Genomic DNA, 18882 nt, shown 5'->3' on the forward strand with positions numbered 1-18882 from the left:
AGAGCGGCCTGCTCCGCAGGCCGTCGGCCACTCCGTGGCCGTGTGCTCCACTCCGTGGAGCACGTTGGTGAGTCGGCGTGATGGGAACCCGATCGCTCCGCGATCTGCTTCTCATCACGCCTCAGCTTGCCTATTTCCCTTCAACAGATCACCTGGTGACGGTTCTTCAGGAAAGTGCCCGCTCTGCGAGCACTTTCAGTGCTGACTGCACGTTCGGGTGGTGCCGACGGTGACAAGGCCCAGGTCCCTCTCTTAGGAAGCAAAAAACTATTCATGTTTATGAGAACTCGTGCCTCTCCTCTCGGCACCGATCCCTGCGCGCCGGAGTCTTGTGACTGTCGGGAGGTTGGAGCTACCCACAGTCGTTCAGATTGCCTTTCTATAGAGGCACTTGACCGGGCATCAGGATGAGTCACCAGCGGGCCGCTTCCGCATGTTCAGAGGATGCGCAGGTCGTCCCACCCCGCCCGGGTCTCGGAGGTCAGGGTTCGATGAACGGCAGGGCGACGGCGTGCAGTTTGGTCTGAAGGTTGATGTCGCTGGTGGCGACGTACCAGACGGAGCCGGGATACCGGGACTGCAGGAGCAGCGTCGAGGCGATGAATCGGTCGTCCGGGACACCCAGGTCGAGCCAGTCGGGCAGCACGTCGGACTTGGGCTCGATGTACTCGAAGACGGCGTGGACGTCGCCAGCGACCCGGACCCCGCGGGTGACGTCACCGTTGGTGCGTAGCCCCTTCAGGCGGCGGTCGGCTTTTTTGGCCGCCTCGCGCAGGACGTCGGTCCGGCCGGCGCGCTTGTTGTCGTCGAGTTCGCGCAATACGACCGGCAGCAGGTGTGCCATGTAGCGGGGACCGACCTGGTCGGTGTAAGCGGCGAGGTCGGGGTTGTCGATCAGCGCGTTGGTGTCGACGGTCAAGCGCACCGGCCACGGGTCCGTCGGCAACAGGTCGGTCAGGCTCCGCAGCTGCTGGACCGATGCCTGCAGGAGGTTCACCGCCTCCGGCATGTGCTGCGGGACGGTCCAGTCGGACCACGTGCCCTCGCGAACCAGCCAGCGCTCCAGATGCTCCAGGCTCTCCTGGATCTTCTCTTCCGCCTCGGGAGTCGGGTGCGGGAACAGCAGCCGAAACCGCGGTTCCCAGCCCCGCAGGCGCCGCAGCAGGTCCATCCGCTGGGTCTCCAGGGCCGGGCCGCTCGGTGCCCAACCCCAGTCCGCCGCGGTCATGATGATGACTTCGTAGCTGCCCGGCCGGTTGGGGTTTACGTACCGGATCTCGGAGGCTTCCAGCACGGCAAGGTAGTCCAGCTCGATCGCATCGAGCTGCTCCAGGAGGCGCTCTCGGTAGGTCGGCGGGAGGGGCTTTTTCTGTGGCATCCACCGATGATGGCCCATCTGACTGACATCCCTCGCCTTGCCGTGTCCTGCCACGGGAAAGCCCGTGCACCAGGGCCCTGTTGGGGGGCGCCTGGGCTCCCGTCATGTACAGCTTGCACCCGTTGTCCGGGCCTTTCGGGTCGAGGCTTCGGTCCCTGTGCTCTTACACCGGGCATCCTGCCGCGCTGAAACGCGGCCAGCCGTCCACGGTCCTCGCCATCGGTGGTCGGTCTGGCCTGGATCAACGACCACGCCGGTGCGTGACGCGCTCGCTTGGTCTCCTTCCGTCGCGGGCGGAGTGGCAGTTGCCTGCCCGATGCGCTGTCCGCGGGCCGGGCGCTGTTACTCGGATGCGGGGGAAGTCCAGTCCGTCTGGAGGATCTGCGCCATCAAGTCGTCTTGTTCCTTGGTGAGTTGGCCCGTGTCGCGCCGGGTGCGGGCCTTGCACAGCCACGGTCCGATCATGATGCGTTCTCCGTCGACGTCGATCCATTCCCGTGCGCTGGGCGGTCGGTCCCAGTGCTCGACGAAGAGCCGCAGGATCTGCGCGTTGTGTTCGAAGGAACGGCGGGTCCGCTTCGCTGCGGGCCTCGCCGGCTTGGCAGGGGGCAGGGTGGTGGCGGGGGTCAGCCGCAGGCGGGTGAGGAGATCGCGTTGCGCGGGAGCGAGGCGGTCCCAGGTGGAGAGCTGGCGGTGCAGCCAGCTTCCCATCTTCACGTCGTCGATCACTGTGCCGCGGTGCAGGGTGTCGAGGCTGTGGCCGGCTTCGATGTGGCGTCGCAGGAGGTGGTACTTGCGGTGCCAGTCGGGGCCGTGCGGGAGGGTCCAGTGGGGGTCGAGGGCGTCGAGCTGGGCCAGGCGGTCGGGATCGAGACGGTTCTCGCGGGCGAGGGCGCGCTGGGTTACGAGGAAGCGGCCGCCGGGCTGGTGCTCGGGGATGGCGAGGTGGCCGTGCTCGGCGTGGAAGGCGGTGATGGTGGTGAGGTTGCCCTGCCAGGCGGCTTCGTGGTCGTCCCAGATCATGCCGAGTTCATCGAGTTCGGCGATCCAGTCCTCGGTGAGGAGGCCTTGTCTGCGGGCGGTGCGCTGGCCGGTGACGAAGGCGCCGAGCCGGTAGCCGTAGGCGTCTTCGTAGTCGGTGGGGACGCGCAGGTGGCGGTGTTCGGTGTGGAAGCGGGTGGCGGCCGCCAGGCCGGCGCGGCGGGGGGCGGAGAGGGCGGCGGCGTTGGCGGGCCAGGCGATCAGGTCCATCGCCCGGGCGATGCTGTCGGGGTCGAGGGTGAAGTCGAAGCGGAAGCGGCGGGCCAGGAGCGTGCGGGTGCCTTGTTCCAGGCGGCGTTTTGCGGTGGTACGGGGGGCGCGGGCGGCGATGGTCTGGTCGTGGTGGCGCAGGGCTGCTGTGACGAGCCAGAGGGCTTCGTAGGGGGTGCCGAGGAGGTCGGTGGGGTCGGCGCCGTGAGGGATGTAGGCGGGGACGACGAGGCTGGCGGTCTTTGCGGTCTGGGTGGGGGGTTTGCGTAGGGCGCGGCCGAGGGCCTGGACGATACGGCGGACGCTGGCGGTGCGGTCGGCGAAGACGACGGCGTCGACGGCCGGCAGGTCGACGCCCTCCCCCAGTACTTGGGCGTTGGTCAGCACGGCGCGGTCGGCGGTAGCGAAGTCGGTGAGGATGTCGTGGCGCTGGCCGGGACTGTGGGTGCCGTTGATCGACTGGACTACCAGGTCGCTGGTCCAGGCGGGACGTTGGTCGTCGGTGAGGGTGCGCAGGGTGTGGGGGAACTGGCAGGCGAAGTCGGTGGCGTCGGCGACCTGCTGGAAGTACACGATCACGTGGTGGAGGTCGTGTTCGGTCATCGCTTTGAGGACTGCCAGGTGCAGGGCGGTGGTGCGGCGTGCGGTCGGGCCGAAGCCGGAGTAGGTGTCGGGGGTGGTGAGGACGGTGCGCAGGTGGGTGTCGGTGATCGTGGGGACGACCAGTTGGTAGTCGGCGAGGACTCCGTCGTCGATGGCATCGGCGTGGCTGTAGGTGTGCAGGCGGGGGCCGAAGATCTTGGGGTCCGCCATGGAGGCGACGAGGGCGGGGGTGTCCCAGGCGGGGGCGGTGGCTGCGGTGCGTTTGGGCTGGGGGCGGGTGGTGGGTGCTTCGGTCAGGCGGGGTGGGTCCCATTCGTAGGGGGTGGCGGTCAGGTAGAGGCGGCGGTCGGCTCGGATGCGGGTGTGGTCGTGCAGGACGGTCCAGTCCTTGTCCCAGCTTCCCGCGGTGCGGTGTGCCTCGTCGACGATCAGGAGGTCGAAGGTCGGCACGGGAGCACGGGTGTGCTGGGTCTGTTCGATTCTCGGGAGGGAGTCAAGCGTGACGAAGACAGTGGCGTGCTCGTGCCGGGCCAGCCACGTTGCCAGGAACTCTGGGTTGTTGGTGCTGTGGACGGCTGCTCCGGCCAGGACCGGGTGCTTGGCTGCGGCCAGGGATGAGACGGCCATCATCGGTTCTGGGCGTCCGTCGTTGCGGGCTGCGCTGGCCCACTGCGAGATGAGGTCCAGGCTCGGCACGGCGATCAGCAGGTGTCGGGCGTCGAGGGCTTCGGCGGTCCGCAGCGCGGTGAGCGTTTTGCCTGTGCCGCAAGCCGAGACCATGTGTCCGCGGGTGTGTTCGCGTGCCAGGTGACGTGCCGCGCTGTCGACCGCCCGCTGCTGGTCCGGGCGTAGTGAGAGCCGGGCGGGGCGGGTGCGGGAAGCGGTGACGGCGGAGATCTCGGCGATGGGCTCCTCAGAGGGCATTGAAACAAGATCCTCAGTGCGCGATGGAGCGGTGGCCGGCGGGATCCATCGTGTCAGGTGTCCTTCGCTGAGTGGTGTTGTGAGAGGAGCGGGCCGGGTCGGTGGGTGCGGGTTGTGTCCGTGCAACGTTAGGGGATGGCGTGGGGCTGGTCTGCGGTTAGGCGAACAGGGCTTCTACCAGGACTGCTTGGAGCCTTCCTTCTTTTAGGGCGGTCGTGATTTCGGCTGCGGAGGGGTCTCCAGTCAGGCCGGTGCACAGGACCGCGCAGGGCGGCTCGTTCTGGGTCATCTTCCACATCGCGTCGGACAGAACGGTGACCGGGACGCGGAAGGTCTGCGTCTCTTCAAGGGTGGGGCCCTCGTAGTAGATGCCCCTGAAGGTGCGGTCCTGGGTAGCAAAGACGGCCTTCCACTTCTGGTGGGCCTCGGGGATGGTCTCTCCCTGCCAGGTCGGCCAGATGAAGCGGCTTGGATCGACGTCGGTCTCGGCCAGGTGGGTGGCGGGGCTCACCACGATCACGATCACGTCGGTGCCCAGAGTGACTTCGTTGATGAGTTCGGTCAGGCGGTTGACCTGTACCTGTGAGGTGGGGAGTGTGACGTGGGTGAGGCCGATGTTGAAGGCAGGCAGCCGGCCGGGCGAGTGGGGCGGTGTCGTCATGATGCCGTGCTCCTGGTTGAGGTCGTTCGGTTCTTTCGTGCTTTTGGGCTGCGGTACGTCTGGTGATGTCTGCCGGGCTCGGGTTCCGGGTCTGTTGGGCGGGTGCGGCGGGCGCTGCCGGGAGGATCCGGTGCAGCCGTTCGTTCGGGGGGGGCGGAGCGCAGGGGCGCGCCCGTGGTCTGCCGGTTGGTCGGCGGTTCAGGGTGTGCGGTGCCGGTGGCGTGAGATCCAGCGCATGTCGAGGGCTTCCAGGGCGTCCAGTTGTTCTCGCGAGAGGGCCTGCGGAAAACGCCGCTTCTCGGCGAGCCACCTTCCCAAGGCGAAGCCGTCTTCGCAGGTGTAGTTGTAGGGAACGTCCAGGTGTTGGTGGCGGCAGCGGTAGGCGTAGGCGGCCTTCAACCCTCGGGCGAAGGCCCGTTGGGAAGAGCCTCGCGGGCGGCGCAGCAGGAGGGCCAGGGGGTGCTCGATGGGGAGGTCGCCCATGAGGTGGCGCTGGTAGTCCTCGAGCCCGGCGAGGTTGTCGATCTGCTCGGCCAGCCATTGGGTCAGCACAGGGGCGGCGCCGGTGAGTTGGTGCGGGCGTAGGTGCGTTTCCATTCGGCTCTGCCTTTGGTGTTCCACCAGGGGTAGATCTCGTTCAGGGCCCGCTGGTAGCAGTGGGGCAGGCGGCGGGTGTTGGCTTCCTTTCGGCTGTCGGCGAGCCAGCGGCCCAGGTGCAGGCCTTGGTGGTGTTCGACCCACCGGGGGGCGAGGTGTCCGTGGCGGGTGACGTAGTCGCGGGCGATGAGGAGCTTGCGCTCGATGCTGTGCGGAGGGTGCTCCCAGATCATGCCGAGGGTGTCCAGTGCTGCGATGCGTTCGGGTAGGAGCAGGCCGTTCTTGCGCATGGAGCGCTGTGCGCCGATCCACCAGCCGAGGTAGAAGCGGCCGTCGTGGAGGTAGCGGCTGGGGACGTCGAGGTGGCCGTTTTGGAGGTAGAAGTCTGTGGCGACCTCGAAGGCGGCCTCCCATACGCGGTTGGGGGCCATGACATCGTTCAGGTCGAGAACGGGGATGATCTCGTCGGCGCGTTCCGGGCGCGGGGCGATCTGGGGGGTGGCGGTGGGGTCGCTCGGGTACCGGAAGTGGTCGACGAGGTGGAAGGTGTGCTCGTCGTAGACGTCGAGGTCGATGAGAACCCGGTAGATCAGGTGGAAGGCGGTTTTCTTGACGGCCTCCTCGAGGGTTTCGCCGGGTGCCATGTAGATGGGGATGACGATGGTGGAGATCTTGTTGTCGCCTGGGGTCTGGCGCAGTGCGCGTCCGATGGACTGGATGATGTCGATGCTGCTGGTCTTGGGGTGGGCGAAGAGCAGGGAGTCGATGGCGGGGATGTCGACGCCTTCGGCGCAGCAGCGGCAGTTGGTGAGGACGGCCCGGCGGGCCGGCTGCTGTGAGGCGGGGGTGTTGAGGGGCGCGGAGGCGAAGTCGGTGTAATTCTTGTGGCGTTCGAAGGGACTCTGCCGGGAGCTGACGGTGCCGACCTGCAGGGGCGCGTGGTAGGCCGGGGGCATCAGGGCCGCGGTCTCGTGGAGTGTTTCGGCGAAGACGTCCGCCGCGGCGATGCAGGGGTGGAAGGTCAGCGTGCGGCGCAGGTCGTAGCGGTGCTGCGCGACCAGCAGGGCCACTTGAGCGGCTGCGGCACGCAAGGCTTCGCCGGTCCAGGTGTTCGCGGGAAGCCGGTTCAGGAGGCCCCGCAGGTCTTCGTCTCTGATCACGACGCCGGCGATACGGTAGTCGGCGAGGAGCCCCTCATCGATCGCCTCTCTCAGGGAGATGCGGTAGACGACGGGCCCGTAGATGCTCACGTCGTCCATGGAGGCGATGACAGTGTCCGCGTTGATGCCCTTTTCGCGAGCTTTCTTCTCGTCGAAGACACGGGGCGTCGCGGTCATGTAGAGACGGTGGCGGGCGGGCAGCTTGTCGTCGTGGTGGATGCGGGCCCAGGGCTTGTCGTAGTCACCGGCGGTGCGGTGGGCTTCGTCGCCGACCACGACGTCCCAGCGGGGCAGATGGAAGTCGCGGTGGGCTTCGACGACCTTGTCCAGGGAGTCGTAGGTGCAGAACACGTTGAGCGGTCCTGGGGTGTCGGCTGCCTGCCAGGCCAGGTCGTCGGCGGTGCCCACCATGGTGAGGACGTCGGCCAGGTACGGGTCTGCCGGGTGGCTTGAGGAACAGACACCGAGGTAGCGGCCGGGACGTCCTTCGCTGTGCCATTTCGCGGCGGTCTGCTCAAGCAGTCGCAGGGAGGGGACTGCCACCAGGGAGGCGCCTTGAGGCGCGGTTTCCTGGACGACGTGCAGGGCCACCAGGGTCTTTCCGGTGCCGGTGGCCATGTAAACGCTGACACGGCGGTAGCCCTCGATGAAGCTGCTCGCGGCGGTGTCGACGGCGATTTGCTGGCCTCCGCGCAGGCGGGTCTTCAGGCGCGAGGCAGTCGCGGGGGCGGGGACGGTCGTGTCCGGGCGGATGCGTGTCGTCGTGGCCATGGTCCTCCCCCGGGTGACGGTGTGCACAGGCACCTGGTTCACAGGGTGGAAGGAGTGTGCGAGGCCGTGCCTGGGCGTTCGCCTGGGTTCACCTGAACGAGTGTCGGTGCTCTTGACCGCCTGCTGGCGGGCCGGTCACGGTGACCCGTGGTGACGGCTTCGGCGGAAGGGCAGCGGTGCTGGACGATCCCGGTCTGTACGGGCCTCGCCGGCCGCTGCCGCTGCGTGTGCGGCCGGTGCCGGGTGAGTCGACGGGGTCGTTCGTGAACCGGCTCGCGCACGCCAACGGCCTGAGCCTGGCGGCGTTCCTCGACCGCGTCGGACAGGGCGAGGCATCCGCGTACACCGAACGGGTGGAGAAGTACCCGCAGTCCACCGAGATGTACATGAACGAGGCGGGGCTGCGCTATCTGGCTGTCCTTGCTGACCGTGCGTCTGGTCTTCTCCAGCAGGATCTGCCCAGCCTGGGCGCGGAGCACCTGCTGCCAGGCGAAGAGGCGGCGCAGTGGTGGTGGCGCTGGGAGCCCGTGGCGGGGCACCTCGTGCGGTACTGCCCGCTGTGTGCCGATGCCTTGGGTGTCGGCCAGACGGTGTGGCTGATGTCGCCGGACAGCTGGCAGGTCTGTCTGCGGCACGGTTACTGGTCGGACGACTCCCGCGGCCGTGGTCCGGACTTCGTGCAGCTGGCCGAGCTGCCCGAGACGGTGACGGCGCACCAGGTGCGGCAGCAGCTGGCCGAACGGTGGGGGCCGGCCGGCGAGGAGTTGTTCGCCGATGCCTTCCAGGTGGCGGTGTACTGGTGGACGCGGATGCCGGACACCGTATGTTGGGTGCGCCGGGCCTGGACGGCTGGGCTGGACGCGCGGGAGATGCGGGCGGCCCCACTGGTGATCTACTCGGAGGCCGCGGAACTCGCGGGCGCCATGCTGGACTTCGAACGCGCGGGGCGGCGGGATACGGCGGACCGGTCCCGATGGCTTGCGGGCGTGGAGCAGTTGATGGCCGGGTGGGGGGTAGACGTGACTGAAGGGCGTCAGGCGCTGCTGATGTGGCTGGGGCGCCACCGTAGGGGGGTGCCCGCGCCGTCCGGTCCGGCGGGCCGAAGCGGGCTGGTGCTTGGGGCGGGGCACAGCCGGATCGCGTCCCGGACCGGTCCGGGGAGCCAACGCTCGTGCCTGACCTGGCAGTTGGGCATGGCGGCCGCCGACATGTAGGCGTCATAGAGTGGAGGGCTCGCAACCGTACGGTTGCGAGCCCTCCACCTTGCAGTAGCGGGGACAGGATTTGAACCTGCGACCTCTGGGTTATGAGCCCAGCGAGCTACCGAGCTGCTCCACCCCGCGTCGGTGAACACCACCGTACGTCATAGCGGCGGGCGCTGGAGACCATTATGGGCCGGGGGTCGTATGTTCCGGATCTTTGTGGCCCTCGAGGTCGGCCTGACCTGGCCGTAGTTGCGGCGTCCGGCGCGCTGGCCCCGCTCATCGTCCGGGTCTCGTGGCCCATTTGCCGGTCCGGAGCCTGTTGTCCCGGCCGTGGGATACTGGCTCACCATGACACCGGCTCACGCCGCCACCACCCGGCCCGTCGTGGATGTGGACAGCCCCACCACTTGGCCCGGGCCGCTGGCAGATCTCATCTACAAGATCGCCGAAGAAGCCGAACTGGACGAGCCGGAGCTGTACGTCGACTTGGAGTTGGAGGACAGGGAGGCGCAGATCCTCGACCTGCTCCGCGGCCACCTTCTGCGGGCGCAGCACTGCACCAGGCTGCTCGACCACGAGGCCGATGCGATTCGTGCCCATGGCCTGCGCCCCCTGGATGCCGCACTCGTTGACGACCGCCTGAACCAGGCCCATGAGCGGGGCTATCTGACCGACGCTGAGCGGGAGGCACTGCGCTCCCAGAGCATGGTCGCCCCGGGGAGGCCGAGGATGGGCGGTCGAGAGGGTCAGGTCTGCCTGACCCTCTCGACCGAGGCCACCACCCACAACATAGGCGGGGCGTGGCGGCTGCTGTCCTTCTGGGGCGGCGAGGCGATCTACTGGCAGCACTGCGACGACCCTGCCGGTGTTGCTCAGAGGCTGCGTTGCCTAGGCCGCCCCGCACTGGTCACCGCCTACGTGGACCTGGCCAGTCCCGGCAGGCACCTCGTCTTCAAATCGGTGGTGCACACCTTCGTCGGCAAGGCCATCGGCTACGCCCCCGCCAACGCCGACGTCCTCTACCGCAACGCGATCCCGCCGCAGCACGTCGAGTCCATCGCCTTCCCCGGCGATCCCGCCTACGACCGGCTTTGGGGCCTGCCCACCGCGTGATTGACCGCTCCGATCGCGCCGGTGGAGCGTCCGGCGTCGGTCCCCTGGGCCGAGAGGGACGGCTTCTACGCGGCGAAGCCGATGTTTTTGACGTACTCGTACTGGCCCCACTGGGAGCCCAGATCGGGCAGGACATCGGCGGTCCAGGCGTCGTCCAGGCCCTGGTGGTCACCGGCCGCCCAGGATCCGACGATCTTGTCCCAGCGGCGCACGTTCATCGTCCGGTGGGCCACCACCCGCTGGAGCTGGCGCGCCACGCCGGACTGGTCGAGGGGGTGGATCTCCACGCGGGTGCCGCGGCCTGCGCGGTTGAGGCGGGCGGTGAGGTGGCGGGCGACGTTGCGGCGCCGCACCGTCTTGTAGGCGGCGTCGATGCGTTCCAGGTTGGCCTTCGAGGGACGGCGGGTGCCCTGCATCCATGCCTTCAGCGTCCGGTCGCTCACGGTCAGTCCGGCGTCCTTGGCTGCCTGCCAGGCCCTGTCCGACGTCGTCAGGTAGTGCAGGCGGGCCATCAGGCCGCGCCTGGCGGTCACCGGGGTGGCGATGTGAGCGGCGAGCCGGTCGAGCTGGCGGGCGACGGCTTCGCTGCCCTTGATGCCGCTCGCGCCGAACTTCCCGAAGTCGATGTTCTTCTCCGGCATTTACTGCTCCTGCCCTGTGCCGGCTTCGGTGCCCCCGGCGGTGTACGTGTCCTTGACCTTCACCTCGGTAACCGAGCGGCCTTCGGGGAAGACACGGCGCCAGTCTCCGATGACGTGGAGTTCGTCGGTTCCCATCGCCCGCACGACCGTCAGTCCCGCGTCGTGGGCCTTGAGCGCCTTCATCCAGAGGTTGGCGAATGCCTGGGAGCGGATGATGTGCATCCAGTCCGGGCGGTAGAGCTCCCGGTTGTAGTTCGACTCCCCCATCGTGGACACGAACTTGGAGTACATCGCCTTCACGTACTCCAGCGTCAGCCCGTCGCCGTCAGCGATCGCGGTGTCGCGGGCATCCTTGAGGGCGATCCGGAACTTCTCCAGGAGGTTCTCGGTGGCGCCCGAGGTGTACGACTCGTGGATCTGGGGCGGCTCGCACAGGCCGTGCTTCGGTCCGGACAGGCGCAGCAGCAGGCGCAGGGTCGGTTCGGTGACCCACAGGGGGCCTGGTTCGTCGCGCTGGCCGATCGGGTTGGGCAGCACCGCGTCGTGCTCCCAGTCGGGCGGGGTGATCAGGTGGACTCCGGCGCGGCGCCGGTCGTGTGCGAAGCCGCTGGAGTGTTCCAGCTGACCGAGCGGGAGGTGGGTCTTGAGTGCGCTCAAATAGGCGCCGTTGATGTCGAGCGCGGTGACGTCGTGCTTCCCGGGCGGCAGTTCGGGCCGCGTCCACTTGGGGCGGGCCTCCCAGATCTGGTCGGCGCCCTTGGACGTCGGCTTCTTGAGGATGTCGGGGATCCAGGGGTGGGCGATCACGTCGTAGCGGGCGCCCTTGCGGGTCTCGTCCAGCAGGCGCATCGCGTCCGGGATCGCCTGCTTCAGCAACGCGGCGCTCGCGGCTTCGACATCGCCCCCGTGCTCGGCGAGCGCGGCGTGCACCGCTTCGTGAATCAAATCGGCCGGCCCGGACGGCTCCTGGAACGCCCGCCCGCGCGGGGCCGCACCTTTCCCTCCGACCGGGCGGGACGGGCGTGCTGTGCGCGACTCGTGGACCCGGGCAGACGGCGCGGCGGGCTCGGGTTTCGGGGTTCCGCCAGGGGTCTCCTGACAGTCGGAGGGGTCGAGGTGCTGAGCGAATCCCGCCACGCGTTGTTCGGCCGGACGGCCGCACAGCACACACGGCTCGGGCACGGCGAGCAGTTCCACCTCGTCCTCGTCCTGGCCGACTTCCGGCGAAGACGTAGAGGTGACGGCCGCCGCAGCAGTGCCTGATGCCACAGGCCGCTCCGCAGCCGGCTCCGCCATGGTCTTGGTTTCGGTCTCGGTGGCGAGCTTGGCGTTCAGCCCGTCCAGCAGATAGGCGTACTTGGTGCGGACCTCACCGGCCGGGTCCCGGCCGCTCTCCCATCCGCTGAGGGTGGACGGGCTCACCCCGAGCGCACGGGCCACCTGCGCCTTGGACAGCCGGGCTCGCTCCCGCAGCTCGCGGCGTACCTGGCAGGGCGGGAGTTCGGCCTGCGGGCCGACGGCGTCGAGGAGCGAGTCGATCGCGTCGAAGTCACTCACCGGCTCGCCCCCTTCGTCTCGGCCCGGACGGAACGGCGCCGGTCGGCGTGTAGCGCCTCGCATGCTCTGGTCGGACCCGCAAGCAAGTCCAGGGCGCCGATGCCGTAATGCTCGGCCAGGACATCCACGTCGCGCAGGCTCCACGAAACGGCACCCGACTGCCGGCGCGACACCTGCGTCTGCGTCAGCCCCAGAACTGCCGCCACCGACCGCTGCGAGTCACCCGTCACCTGCATCAACGCGGCCACCGTCAACCGCAGCGACTCTTCCAAGGTCAATCCCACGCCCTCATTGTATCCGAGTCGATGCAAATTCCGCATGGATATCAGCCAATTGCTTTCAATGATGCACAGAAGCTTCATCATCATGATCTGCGCGGGCCCTTGCTATGGCAGTCTCTGCTCAGGCCTGCAAGTCAGCGATGAGGACCGTCTTGTTCACGCGGAATCCGGCGGGCCGCGCGCCGGGCGTCCCGCTTCGCCTGGCGTGCCTCTTCAACCGCCCGGTCGGACAGACACCGTGGGCACACGAGGTCCAGGACACGGCGGCGCAGGGCCCGGCGCAGTCGGGGCCCGGGAGGCATCGACCAACCGCGGCAGTAACGGTGCACCGTACGCGCGCGGGTGCCCAAGAGCGCGGCAACCGCGGAGGCGTTGCGGGTGTAGGCGGCCAGGAGGAATGCCATCTGCGCCTGGTGGCTGGCCGGGAACCGTGCGGCCAGCTCGGCCTGCTCCTCCGGATGGAGGAGGGCATCGTGGCGCTCGCAGCGCGGCGCCTTCCTGTTGTTGCGGGCGGGGCCCGGCGAGCTAGTGTTCATGGCTTCAGGAGCCTGCCCCGGGCCGTCTGTGGACAGCGGCCGGCCTGAAGGCCTACGGCAGTTCTCGGCAGACCACTCCGCCCAAGCCCCCCTCCCGCCCGCCGTCGTTCGGGCAGCGCGTCGAGCCTGTCCGCCGTACCGCTTCAGCCGGCGCCCCGGTTGCGGAGAACGCCGCGTACGCCACGCTCTCCCTGGTTTCCGCAACGGGCCGGTTCTGCAACGGGCGACGAGGGGAAGCGGCCTCCAAGGGGACGTCAGTCTACGGACCATGCTCCAGAACTGTGGCTGGCCTGTGTAAACACGCATCCTTCAGAGGGCTCGCGCAAGAAAGGTCGCATCCGGCAGCGGCCATCAACGACGACAGCTCGTCACCATCGGCCGGGAAGCGATCACCTTTGCTGAGGTCCTTCCGCGCCCGCGCTTCGGTTCACTCGCACCGACGGCTCCCGTTCTGCCGCAGGGCGGTCAGCGTGCCGGCGGGTTTCCGTCGGGGTGCTCGTGGATCCAGGAGAGGCCGCCGAGGTCGAGGCGCCGGCGGGTGCGGGTGACGGCGACATAGGCGAGACGGGCTTCGCTGTCGCTGATCGGTCCGGGGACGGGGCGGCCGGTGTCGTCGTGCTTGTCGGTGTCCTTCGGCGGGGTGAAGTCGTCGGCGACCTTCACGCAGGGCCATTCACGGCCTTTGGCCTTGTGGGCCGTTGACACGGTCACCTCGGCCTGTTGCTCCGGAGTGAGGTGAGCGAGGGCGGCCAGGATGGCGTCGGTGCCGTGGGTGTCGACGAGGTCGACCAGCGGCTGCAGGTCACGTCCGGCCGGGTCGTGGGCTGCGTAGTCCTGCAGTTCGCCCCAGGAGGGGAACAGCACCAGCTCGGGGTGGGAGGTGCGGCGGCCCTCCTTGAGGTCACGGGCGGCCAGGGCCAGGGCGCGCAGGCTGTCCCCTCCCCCGGCCAGTCCCACGCGGTATCCGGCGGCCAGCAGGTCCATGACGTGGGCCATGGCGCCGACGTTGGTGCGGCACAGCACGGCGTCGGGCCGGACGAGGTGCCCGAGTTCGGTAGGCACGGCGGGGGTGCCGGTCAGGCGGATCGGTGCCTCCGCGATGGAAAGCCAGCGGTTGGCCTCCTGGGCCAGGTGGGGGCCGAAGCGGAAGGACTGCGACAGGACGAGCTGAGTGCCCTCGAAGCCTGTCATGACGTCTTTGGCGCCGCGCCACTGGTAGATGGCCTGGGCGGAGTCGCCGACCATCACCAGCTGAGCGTGGCCGCGCTGCTCGAGAAAGATCTGTTCGACGACGGGGTTGGTGTCCTGGGCCTCGTCCAGCAGCAGGAAGTCGGCGTCGATCTTCGGCTGACTGAGAGCCCAGATCTTCAGGTAGTGGTCGTGGTCGAAGCGCACGGCCCCGTCGTCGGGGTGCTGCAGGTCGGCCCAGGCTTTGCGGGCGAACGGCACGATGTGGGCGGCGAGTTGGGTGTGCAGGTCCTTGTCTTCCAGACCGCGCAGGCGGGGGACGTGATGGCGGGTGATCGTCTCGTCGGCGGTGTGGCAGAAGCCGGCCACGGTGCGCAGCGTGGCGTTGGAGAGGGTCTTTTGTGAGATGTCGCGGTCGCCGATGCGGATCGGCTTGGTGATGCCGAGGGCCTGTCCGGTCTGCCAGGCCGGGCGGCGGGGGGCGTTCAGGCGGCGGGTGTAGCGGTGGCCGACGGCGGCGTAGGCCAGGGCGTGGGCGGTCTTGCACTGCACGGTGTCGGGGAAGCGGGTGCGTGCGTCCTGGGCGATGGCCCGGTTGTAGGCGAGGTAGCGGCCGCGGCGTTTGGTGGTGCGGGCGAGCAGGGTCAGGGTGGTGGTCTTGCCGGTACCCGCGCCGGCCTGCAGGGCGAGGTGGTGGCCGGCGTGGAAGGCGTCGGCCGCGGCCGTCTGTTCGTCGGTCGGGTTCATGCGGGGGCTGCTCCGGGGGTGCGGGTCAGGGCGTGGCCGACGGCTGCCAGGAGGTGTGCGGCCGTGGTGCCGGCGAGCAGGTGCTGCACGGCCCGGTCGAGCCGGTCGGCCTCGTCGCTGGCGTGCTGGGCCAGTGCGCGGTGCAGGGCCAGCTTCACGAAGAGTTCCGGGCTCTGCCCCGTTTCATGGGCGGCGTGGCGGATCGTGGCGTGGACGGCGGGCGGGAAGGCGAGGTTGAGCAGGACCTGCCCTGCGGCGTCCGGGTAGTGGGTGGTGATCACGTCCACGGGGAGCCGAGTGGCGAGGTGCTGGCGCAGCCGGTGTGCGGCGCGGCCGGGGGTTTTGGCGCGTACGAGGGTCATGAGGCGGGTGGTGTCGTGGTTGGTCGCGAGCGGCAGCACGCGGGCGGCGTCACGGAGCTCCGCCGGGACCAGCGGGCGCGTCAGGAGGATTTCCAGGGCGTGGTGCGGCATTGTCACCTCTCTTTGCTGCCGGGTGCCGGTGGGTATGGCAGACCGGTACGCAGGTGCTGGGCGTGCAGGAGGGGATCGAAGACCTGCCATCCGGCCAGGGCCAGGTCGGCGGCGCCGTGGGTGGTGGCGTGCGCGGGGCAGCGCTGGATACGCCAGCGCCGTTGTTCGGCATGGGGCAGCTGGCTGAGGTCGTAGACGGCCGTCACCTGTTCGGACAGGGCGAGTTGGCCGCGTTGGGTGCCGACAGGCAGCAGTCTCCAGGATCCGGGCGGGGCGTCCGGGGCCAGAACGGGACGGGGGCAGCGGGTTCGGTGGCTCGTCTGGGCTACGCAGCGGATGGCCTCCACGGGGCCGTCGGCGAGGTAGTAGCCCAGCAGCATCCGTACGAGAGGGCGGTCGGGGCCGTCAGGCGCTGCGCTGGTGGGGGCAGCCGTGGGGATGAAGACACCGGTGTCGATCAGGCGACGGGTTCGTACGGCGAGTTGGCGGCGCACCGACGTGAGGGACGGGTTGATCCGGCAGAGGGGAGTGCGCTGCGGGCAGAGCACGGCGTGCGGAATGCGGCACCAGGCGCTGCCGTCGCCGTGCGGGTGAGCGATGCCGGAGCTCAGGTGCCAGTGGCAGGAGGCAGGGGCGTGGGCGGTGGCCAGTTCGGCGGGATGCAGGGCGATGGGACGCCCGTCGGCACGCGGGTAGAGGTCGATGCGGTTGCCGCAGTGGCGGCAGCGGCCGCTCTGGCCGGCGCGCAGCAGGCGGCTGGGACTGGTGGCGGCCACCCGCAGGGGACGGCGCGCCGGGGCGGTGCGAGGGCTGCCGTCCCAGTGGCAGCCGGGGATGGAGTGGGGGCGCATGGCGAGTACCGTGCCAGGTGACACGCCCGGAGGGCGGGGATGGCGGACGGGCAGTCCCCCGGGCGGCCCAGCCCTGTCGAACGGCAATGCGAGTCGGCGGGTGTGCGTTCTATGCATGCTCGCCGGTTCGGGTGATTTGCGCGGCGCGCCAGGCCTGACGCGGCCGGAGTCAGGCGCCCTTGGATCCGGGCGGGGCGTGGTCGTCGCAGAGCGAGCCGAGCAGCTGCTCGATGGGGACATCGAAGGCGTGCGCGAGGGCATGCCAGGTGGTGACGGTGCCTGCGGCCCGGCCGTGTTCGAGGTCGATCAGCGTGCGCCGGGCCAAGCCGCTGCGGCCGGCGAGTTCGTCGAAGGTCCACTCGCGCGCGTTCCTCAGCCGCGCCAGCGTCACACGCAGGGCGTCGCGGTCCGGGTCGGGCGGCAAGATCGTCACCCCACCATCCGACGGTGCAGACACCTGCCCTGTCAGTGCGGATTTCTGCACTATCAGTGCAGGTGAGCGCGCCCTGCACTCGCACTGCGTGAGTGCAGGTATCTGCACTACGGTGCGGGCGGCTCCCACGTACGTACCGGGAGGCCACCGCGCGAGGCCGACGCGGACCAGAACGGAGGGACAACGAGCCGATGCGGCTTGCCAGTACACACGCTGCGGTGCAGCGCATCTGGACGGTGCACCTGCGCCCGCAGACTGGCGGGCCGGCCCTGACCTGTCCCCGCTGCGCACACAGCCCCGTCCTGCCGGCCGCCTCCGCCCGCTCGGCCGCCCTCACCCATCTGGCCCGCCACGCCCGCGCCGACACGCTGCCCGGGTACCTGCGCATCTGCCAGTGCCGGGCACTGGGCTGCCACTGGCACCCCCGCCACCGCGGCTGCGCGGGACCCGTCCTGCTCGCCCTGACCTGCGACCGCGGCGGCCGTGCGTGGCGGCTGGCTGATGCCTGCGCCGCCTGCGCGGCGGCGATGAGCCGCACCGCCGTCGTGCCGCCCACCCTGCTCGGCACCGGCCGCGCCCAGCCGGCCGCCGGCATGGCGCGCCCTGCGCGCACCACGCCTCCGTTCGGCCCGGCAGAGCAGCAGCGCGTACGCGAAATGCTCACCTACCTCGCCACAGCGCTGCCCCGCTTCTCCTCCCCCGCAGCCCGGCTGCTCGCCCTGCAGTGCGCGTTGCGCGCCGACCATCACGGGCAGATCCGCCTGCCCCACGGGTTCCTGCGCGGCATGCGGCTGCACGGCCGCGCGGAGCTGTGGCTCGAACTGGAGCACGCCGGCTGGCTGCACCGCCTCAGCCGCAGATGCTCGCCCGTCCAGGCACAGCTGCTCGACGCCGCCGTCCTGCACCAGGCCCCCGGACGCACCGCGCGCATCCGCGCCGCCCAATGGGCGCTGCGCCCCGCCCCGCTGGCCGCCTCGCCCGGCCTGCCCTGCGCCCTGCGGCTGACCGCACTCGCCCTGGCCGCCCACAGTACCGCCGGGGCGGGCGGGGGCGAGCTCGATGCCCTCGCCCGCCAGTGCGGACAGCCGCCCCAGCAGCTGGAAGACCTCCTCGACCAACTGGTCCGCGCCCGCCTCGTCACGGCCTGGCACCATCATCACGACAGCGGCGAGGTCCGGTGGGAGCTGCCCGCGCACTCGCCGCCCAGCGAAGACGCCGCCAGAGAGGCTGGCGCGTAAAGGCAGCACTGTGGCCCGTTTGCCGGGCCCCGGTCATCCTGCCGCTGCGCGTGCCGGAGGGGCACCACACCGCTTGCTTCGCTGCTGTCTCAGCGGTGTGCCCGGCGCAGGTACATCGGAAGGACGGTGCGCATGATCTGTTCGCCGCGGGTGGTGATGGCCTCGAGGTCGCTGCGGGTCATGGCTGCGAAGTTGGTCGGGTAGGAGGCGACCGCGCTGCGCGGGACGAGGTCGGCGGGCGGTGTGGGCAGCCAGTTGTCCTTCATGCCGAGGTAGGCGAGGGCGAAGCCGTCGATGCGTCCGCTCGCGGCCCACTCGTGCAGGCGGGAGCGGGCGGAGTCCTGGGCTTTGCGGTGGACGGTGGCGAAGGAGCGGTTGAGTCGTCCGGGCATGAAGTGCGGTGCTTTCAGGGCGAGTTCGCCCAGGCCGGCGTCGCAGGAGATGATAAAGGGCACGTCGTAGACATGCTGGGTGTGGTGCGGTGAGCGTCCGGGCTCGAGGACGGACAGGCCGAGGTTGTCGTAGACGCCGCCGTCGGTGAGCAGCACGGTGTGCTGCTGGTTGTGTCCGCCCGGGTGCTGGAAGGTGAAGGTGCGTTCCAGGGCGGGCAGGAGCGCGGGGTAGGCGGCGGAGGCGGCCACGGCGGTGGCGACGTGGATGGGCTCGGTGATGGTGCCGTAGCGGGAGCAGCCGCTGCGGGTGCTGCCGAAGCGCACGGCGTTGGTGGTGGCCAGATCGGTGGCGGTGAGAACGACGTCGAGGCCCGGGTGGGTGACATCGGCCATGGTCTGGGGGCCGAACGCCTTGTGGGTGAGGACGGCGGCCAGGGCGTCGGTGCGGTTGGCGGGGCGGGCGACGCTGACGTCGCTGTGGCGGGAGAACAGTTGGCGGGTGCTTGCGCGGGCGGCTGCGGTGAGGTTGCGCGCGGCCGCGGAGGGCTTGAACGCCTGGCGTGCGATGTCCAGTTGGAGGCCGCGGCGCAGGAGGTCGGTGGTGCGGATGTCGAAGTCGGCGAAGTCGGACGGTCCGTAGGCCCACAGGGCGGCGAGGAGGGAGCCACCGGAGATGCCGGAGACGACGCGGATGCGGTCGAGGAGATCGCGGTCGTGAAGGGCGCGCAGGCAGCCGAGGTGGAAGGCTGCGGCGCGGGAGCCGCCGCCGGACAGGGGCCCATCAGCCGGGCGATGCGGCGCCGCAGCTTGCCGCGCGGGGTCTTCTTCGCCTCATCGATGAGGAAGTTCTTGATCGACGTGAGGAACAGCCGCTCCAGTGAG

Annotated in this window: 17 protein-coding genes and 1 tRNA gene; 3 read left to right on the forward strand and 15 right to left on the reverse strand. The window is 69.7% G+C overall.

The genetic code is table 11. The features are described 5' to 3' along the window. Positions 1 to 481: 481 nt before the first annotated feature. The 5 genes from FEF34_RS00005 to FEF34_RS00020 all read right to left on the reverse strand — a co-directional run bounded on the left by FEF34_RS00005 (position 482) and on the right by FEF34_RS00020 (position 7345). On the reverse strand, positions 482 to 1378 hold the full coding sequence (locus FEF34_RS00005; protein ID WP_138051297.1) for a PIN domain-containing protein: 897 nt from the start codon (positions 1376 to 1378) through the stop codon (positions 482 to 484). 342 nt (positions 1379 to 1720) lie between these two features. Further along, entirely contained in the window at positions 1721 to 4156 is a 2436-nt protein-coding gene (locus tag FEF34_RS00010) for a DEAD/DEAH box helicase (protein WP_138051298.1), read from the reverse strand. A gap of 157 nt (positions 4157 to 4313) precedes the next feature. After that, a complete protein-coding gene (locus FEF34_RS00015; protein ID WP_138051299.1) occupies positions 4314 to 4817 on the reverse strand; it encodes a hypothetical protein in 504 nt (167 codons plus the stop codon). A 198-nt stretch (positions 4818 to 5015) separates the two neighbouring features. Continuing rightward, on the reverse strand, positions 5016 to 5414 hold the full coding sequence (locus tag FEF34_RS42245) for a helicase associated domain-containing protein (protein WP_234042168.1): 399 nt from the start codon (positions 5412 to 5414) through the stop codon (positions 5016 to 5018). Next, positions 5363 to 7345 (reverse strand): DEAD/DEAH box helicase, encoded by a 1983-nt coding sequence (locus FEF34_RS00020; RefSeq protein ID WP_234042169.1) that lies wholly within the window; start codon positions 7343 to 7345, stop codon positions 5363 to 5365. The genes FEF34_RS42245 and FEF34_RS00020 overlap by 52 nt, the downstream gene beginning before the upstream one ends. 176 nt (positions 7346 to 7521) lie before the next feature. On the opposite strand from FEF34_RS00020, the gene FEF34_RS00025 reads away from it, so the two are divergent. Beyond that, positions 7522 to 8559 carry a TniQ family protein gene (locus tag FEF34_RS00025; RefSeq protein WP_171052749.1) on the forward strand — a complete coding sequence of 346 codons (1038 nt, stop codon included), beginning with the start codon at positions 7522 to 7524 and terminating at the stop codon, positions 8557 to 8559. Between the two features lie 55 nt (positions 8560 to 8614). Here FEF34_RS00025 and FEF34_RS00030 read toward each other — a convergent pair. Continuing rightward, positions 8615 to 8688, reverse strand: a tRNA-Met gene (locus FEF34_RS00030). A 210-nt stretch (positions 8689 to 8898) separates the two neighbouring features. On the opposite strand from FEF34_RS00030, the gene FEF34_RS00035 reads away from it, so the two are divergent. After that, the gene (locus FEF34_RS00035) at positions 8899 to 9663 is read left to right on the forward strand and encodes a hypothetical protein (RefSeq protein ID WP_234042170.1); all 765 of its coding nucleotides are present in this window, start codon (positions 8899 to 8901) and stop codon (positions 9661 to 9663) included. A gap of 65 nt (positions 9664 to 9728) precedes the next feature. Here the strand turns inward: FEF34_RS00035 and FEF34_RS00040 are convergent, their stop codons facing one another. The 8 genes from FEF34_RS00040 to FEF34_RS00075 form a co-directional block, all read right to left on the reverse strand. Next, entirely contained in the window at positions 9729 to 10304 is a 576-nt protein-coding gene (locus FEF34_RS00040) for a transcriptional regulator (RefSeq protein WP_138051300.1), read from the reverse strand. Continuing rightward, complete coding sequence (locus FEF34_RS00045; RefSeq protein WP_138051301.1) at positions 10305 to 11861, reverse strand: helix-turn-helix domain-containing protein; 1557 nt, start codon at positions 11859 to 11861, stop codon at positions 10305 to 10307. It lies immediately after the preceding gene. Continuing rightward, the gene (locus FEF34_RS00050; protein ID WP_138057182.1) at positions 11858 to 12145 is read right to left on the reverse strand and encodes a helix-turn-helix domain-containing protein; all 288 of its coding nucleotides are present in this window, start codon (positions 12143 to 12145) and stop codon (positions 11858 to 11860) included. The genes FEF34_RS00045 and FEF34_RS00050 overlap by 4 nt, the downstream gene beginning before the upstream one ends. Positions 12146 to 12276: 131 nt before the next feature. Beyond that, positions 12277 to 12678, reverse strand: a complete 402-nt coding sequence (locus FEF34_RS00055) for a hypothetical protein (RefSeq protein ID WP_138051302.1) — start codon at positions 12676 to 12678, stop codon at positions 12277 to 12279. Positions 12679 to 13143: 465 nt separating this feature from the next. Beyond that, positions 13144 to 14613 (reverse strand): UvrD-helicase domain-containing protein, encoded by a 1470-nt coding sequence (locus FEF34_RS00060; protein ID WP_138051303.1) that lies wholly within the window; start codon positions 14611 to 14613, stop codon positions 13144 to 13146. Beyond that, positions 14610 to 15092 (reverse strand): hypothetical protein, encoded by a 483-nt coding sequence (locus FEF34_RS00065; RefSeq protein WP_138051304.1) that lies wholly within the window; start codon positions 15090 to 15092, stop codon positions 14610 to 14612. The genes FEF34_RS00060 and FEF34_RS00065 overlap by 4 nt, the downstream gene beginning before the upstream one ends. After that, positions 15089 to 15937 (reverse strand): DUF6083 domain-containing protein, encoded by an 849-nt coding sequence (locus FEF34_RS00070; protein ID WP_138051305.1) that lies wholly within the window; start codon positions 15935 to 15937, stop codon positions 15089 to 15091. The genes FEF34_RS00065 and FEF34_RS00070 overlap by 4 nt, the downstream gene beginning before the upstream one ends. Before the next feature lie 169 nt (positions 15938 to 16106). Continuing rightward, positions 16107 to 16370: a helix-turn-helix transcriptional regulator gene (locus FEF34_RS00075; RefSeq protein WP_138051306.1), complete on the reverse strand. Its 264-nt coding sequence runs from the start codon at positions 16368 to 16370 to the stop codon at positions 16107 to 16109. Positions 16371 to 16561: 191 nt separating this feature from the next. On the opposite strand from FEF34_RS00075, the gene FEF34_RS00080 reads away from it, so the two are divergent. After that, the gene (locus FEF34_RS00080; protein WP_138051307.1) at positions 16562 to 17608 is read left to right on the forward strand and encodes a hypothetical protein; all 1047 of its coding nucleotides are present in this window, start codon (positions 16562 to 16564) and stop codon (positions 17606 to 17608) included. 89 nt (positions 17609 to 17697) lie between these two features. Here the strand turns inward: FEF34_RS00080 and FEF34_RS00085 are convergent, their stop codons facing one another. After that, positions 17698 to 18774 carry a patatin-like phospholipase family protein gene (locus FEF34_RS00085; protein ID WP_138051308.1) on the reverse strand — a complete coding sequence of 359 codons (1077 nt, stop codon included), beginning with the start codon at positions 18772 to 18774 and terminating at the stop codon, positions 17698 to 17700. Positions 18775 to 18882 lie beyond the last annotated feature (108 nt).

It is taken from the genome of Streptomyces marianii (genome assembly GCF_005795905.1).
In the GTDB taxonomy this organism is placed as follows: Bacteria; Actinomycetota; Actinomycetes; order Streptomycetales; family Streptomycetaceae; genus Streptomyces; species Streptomyces marianii.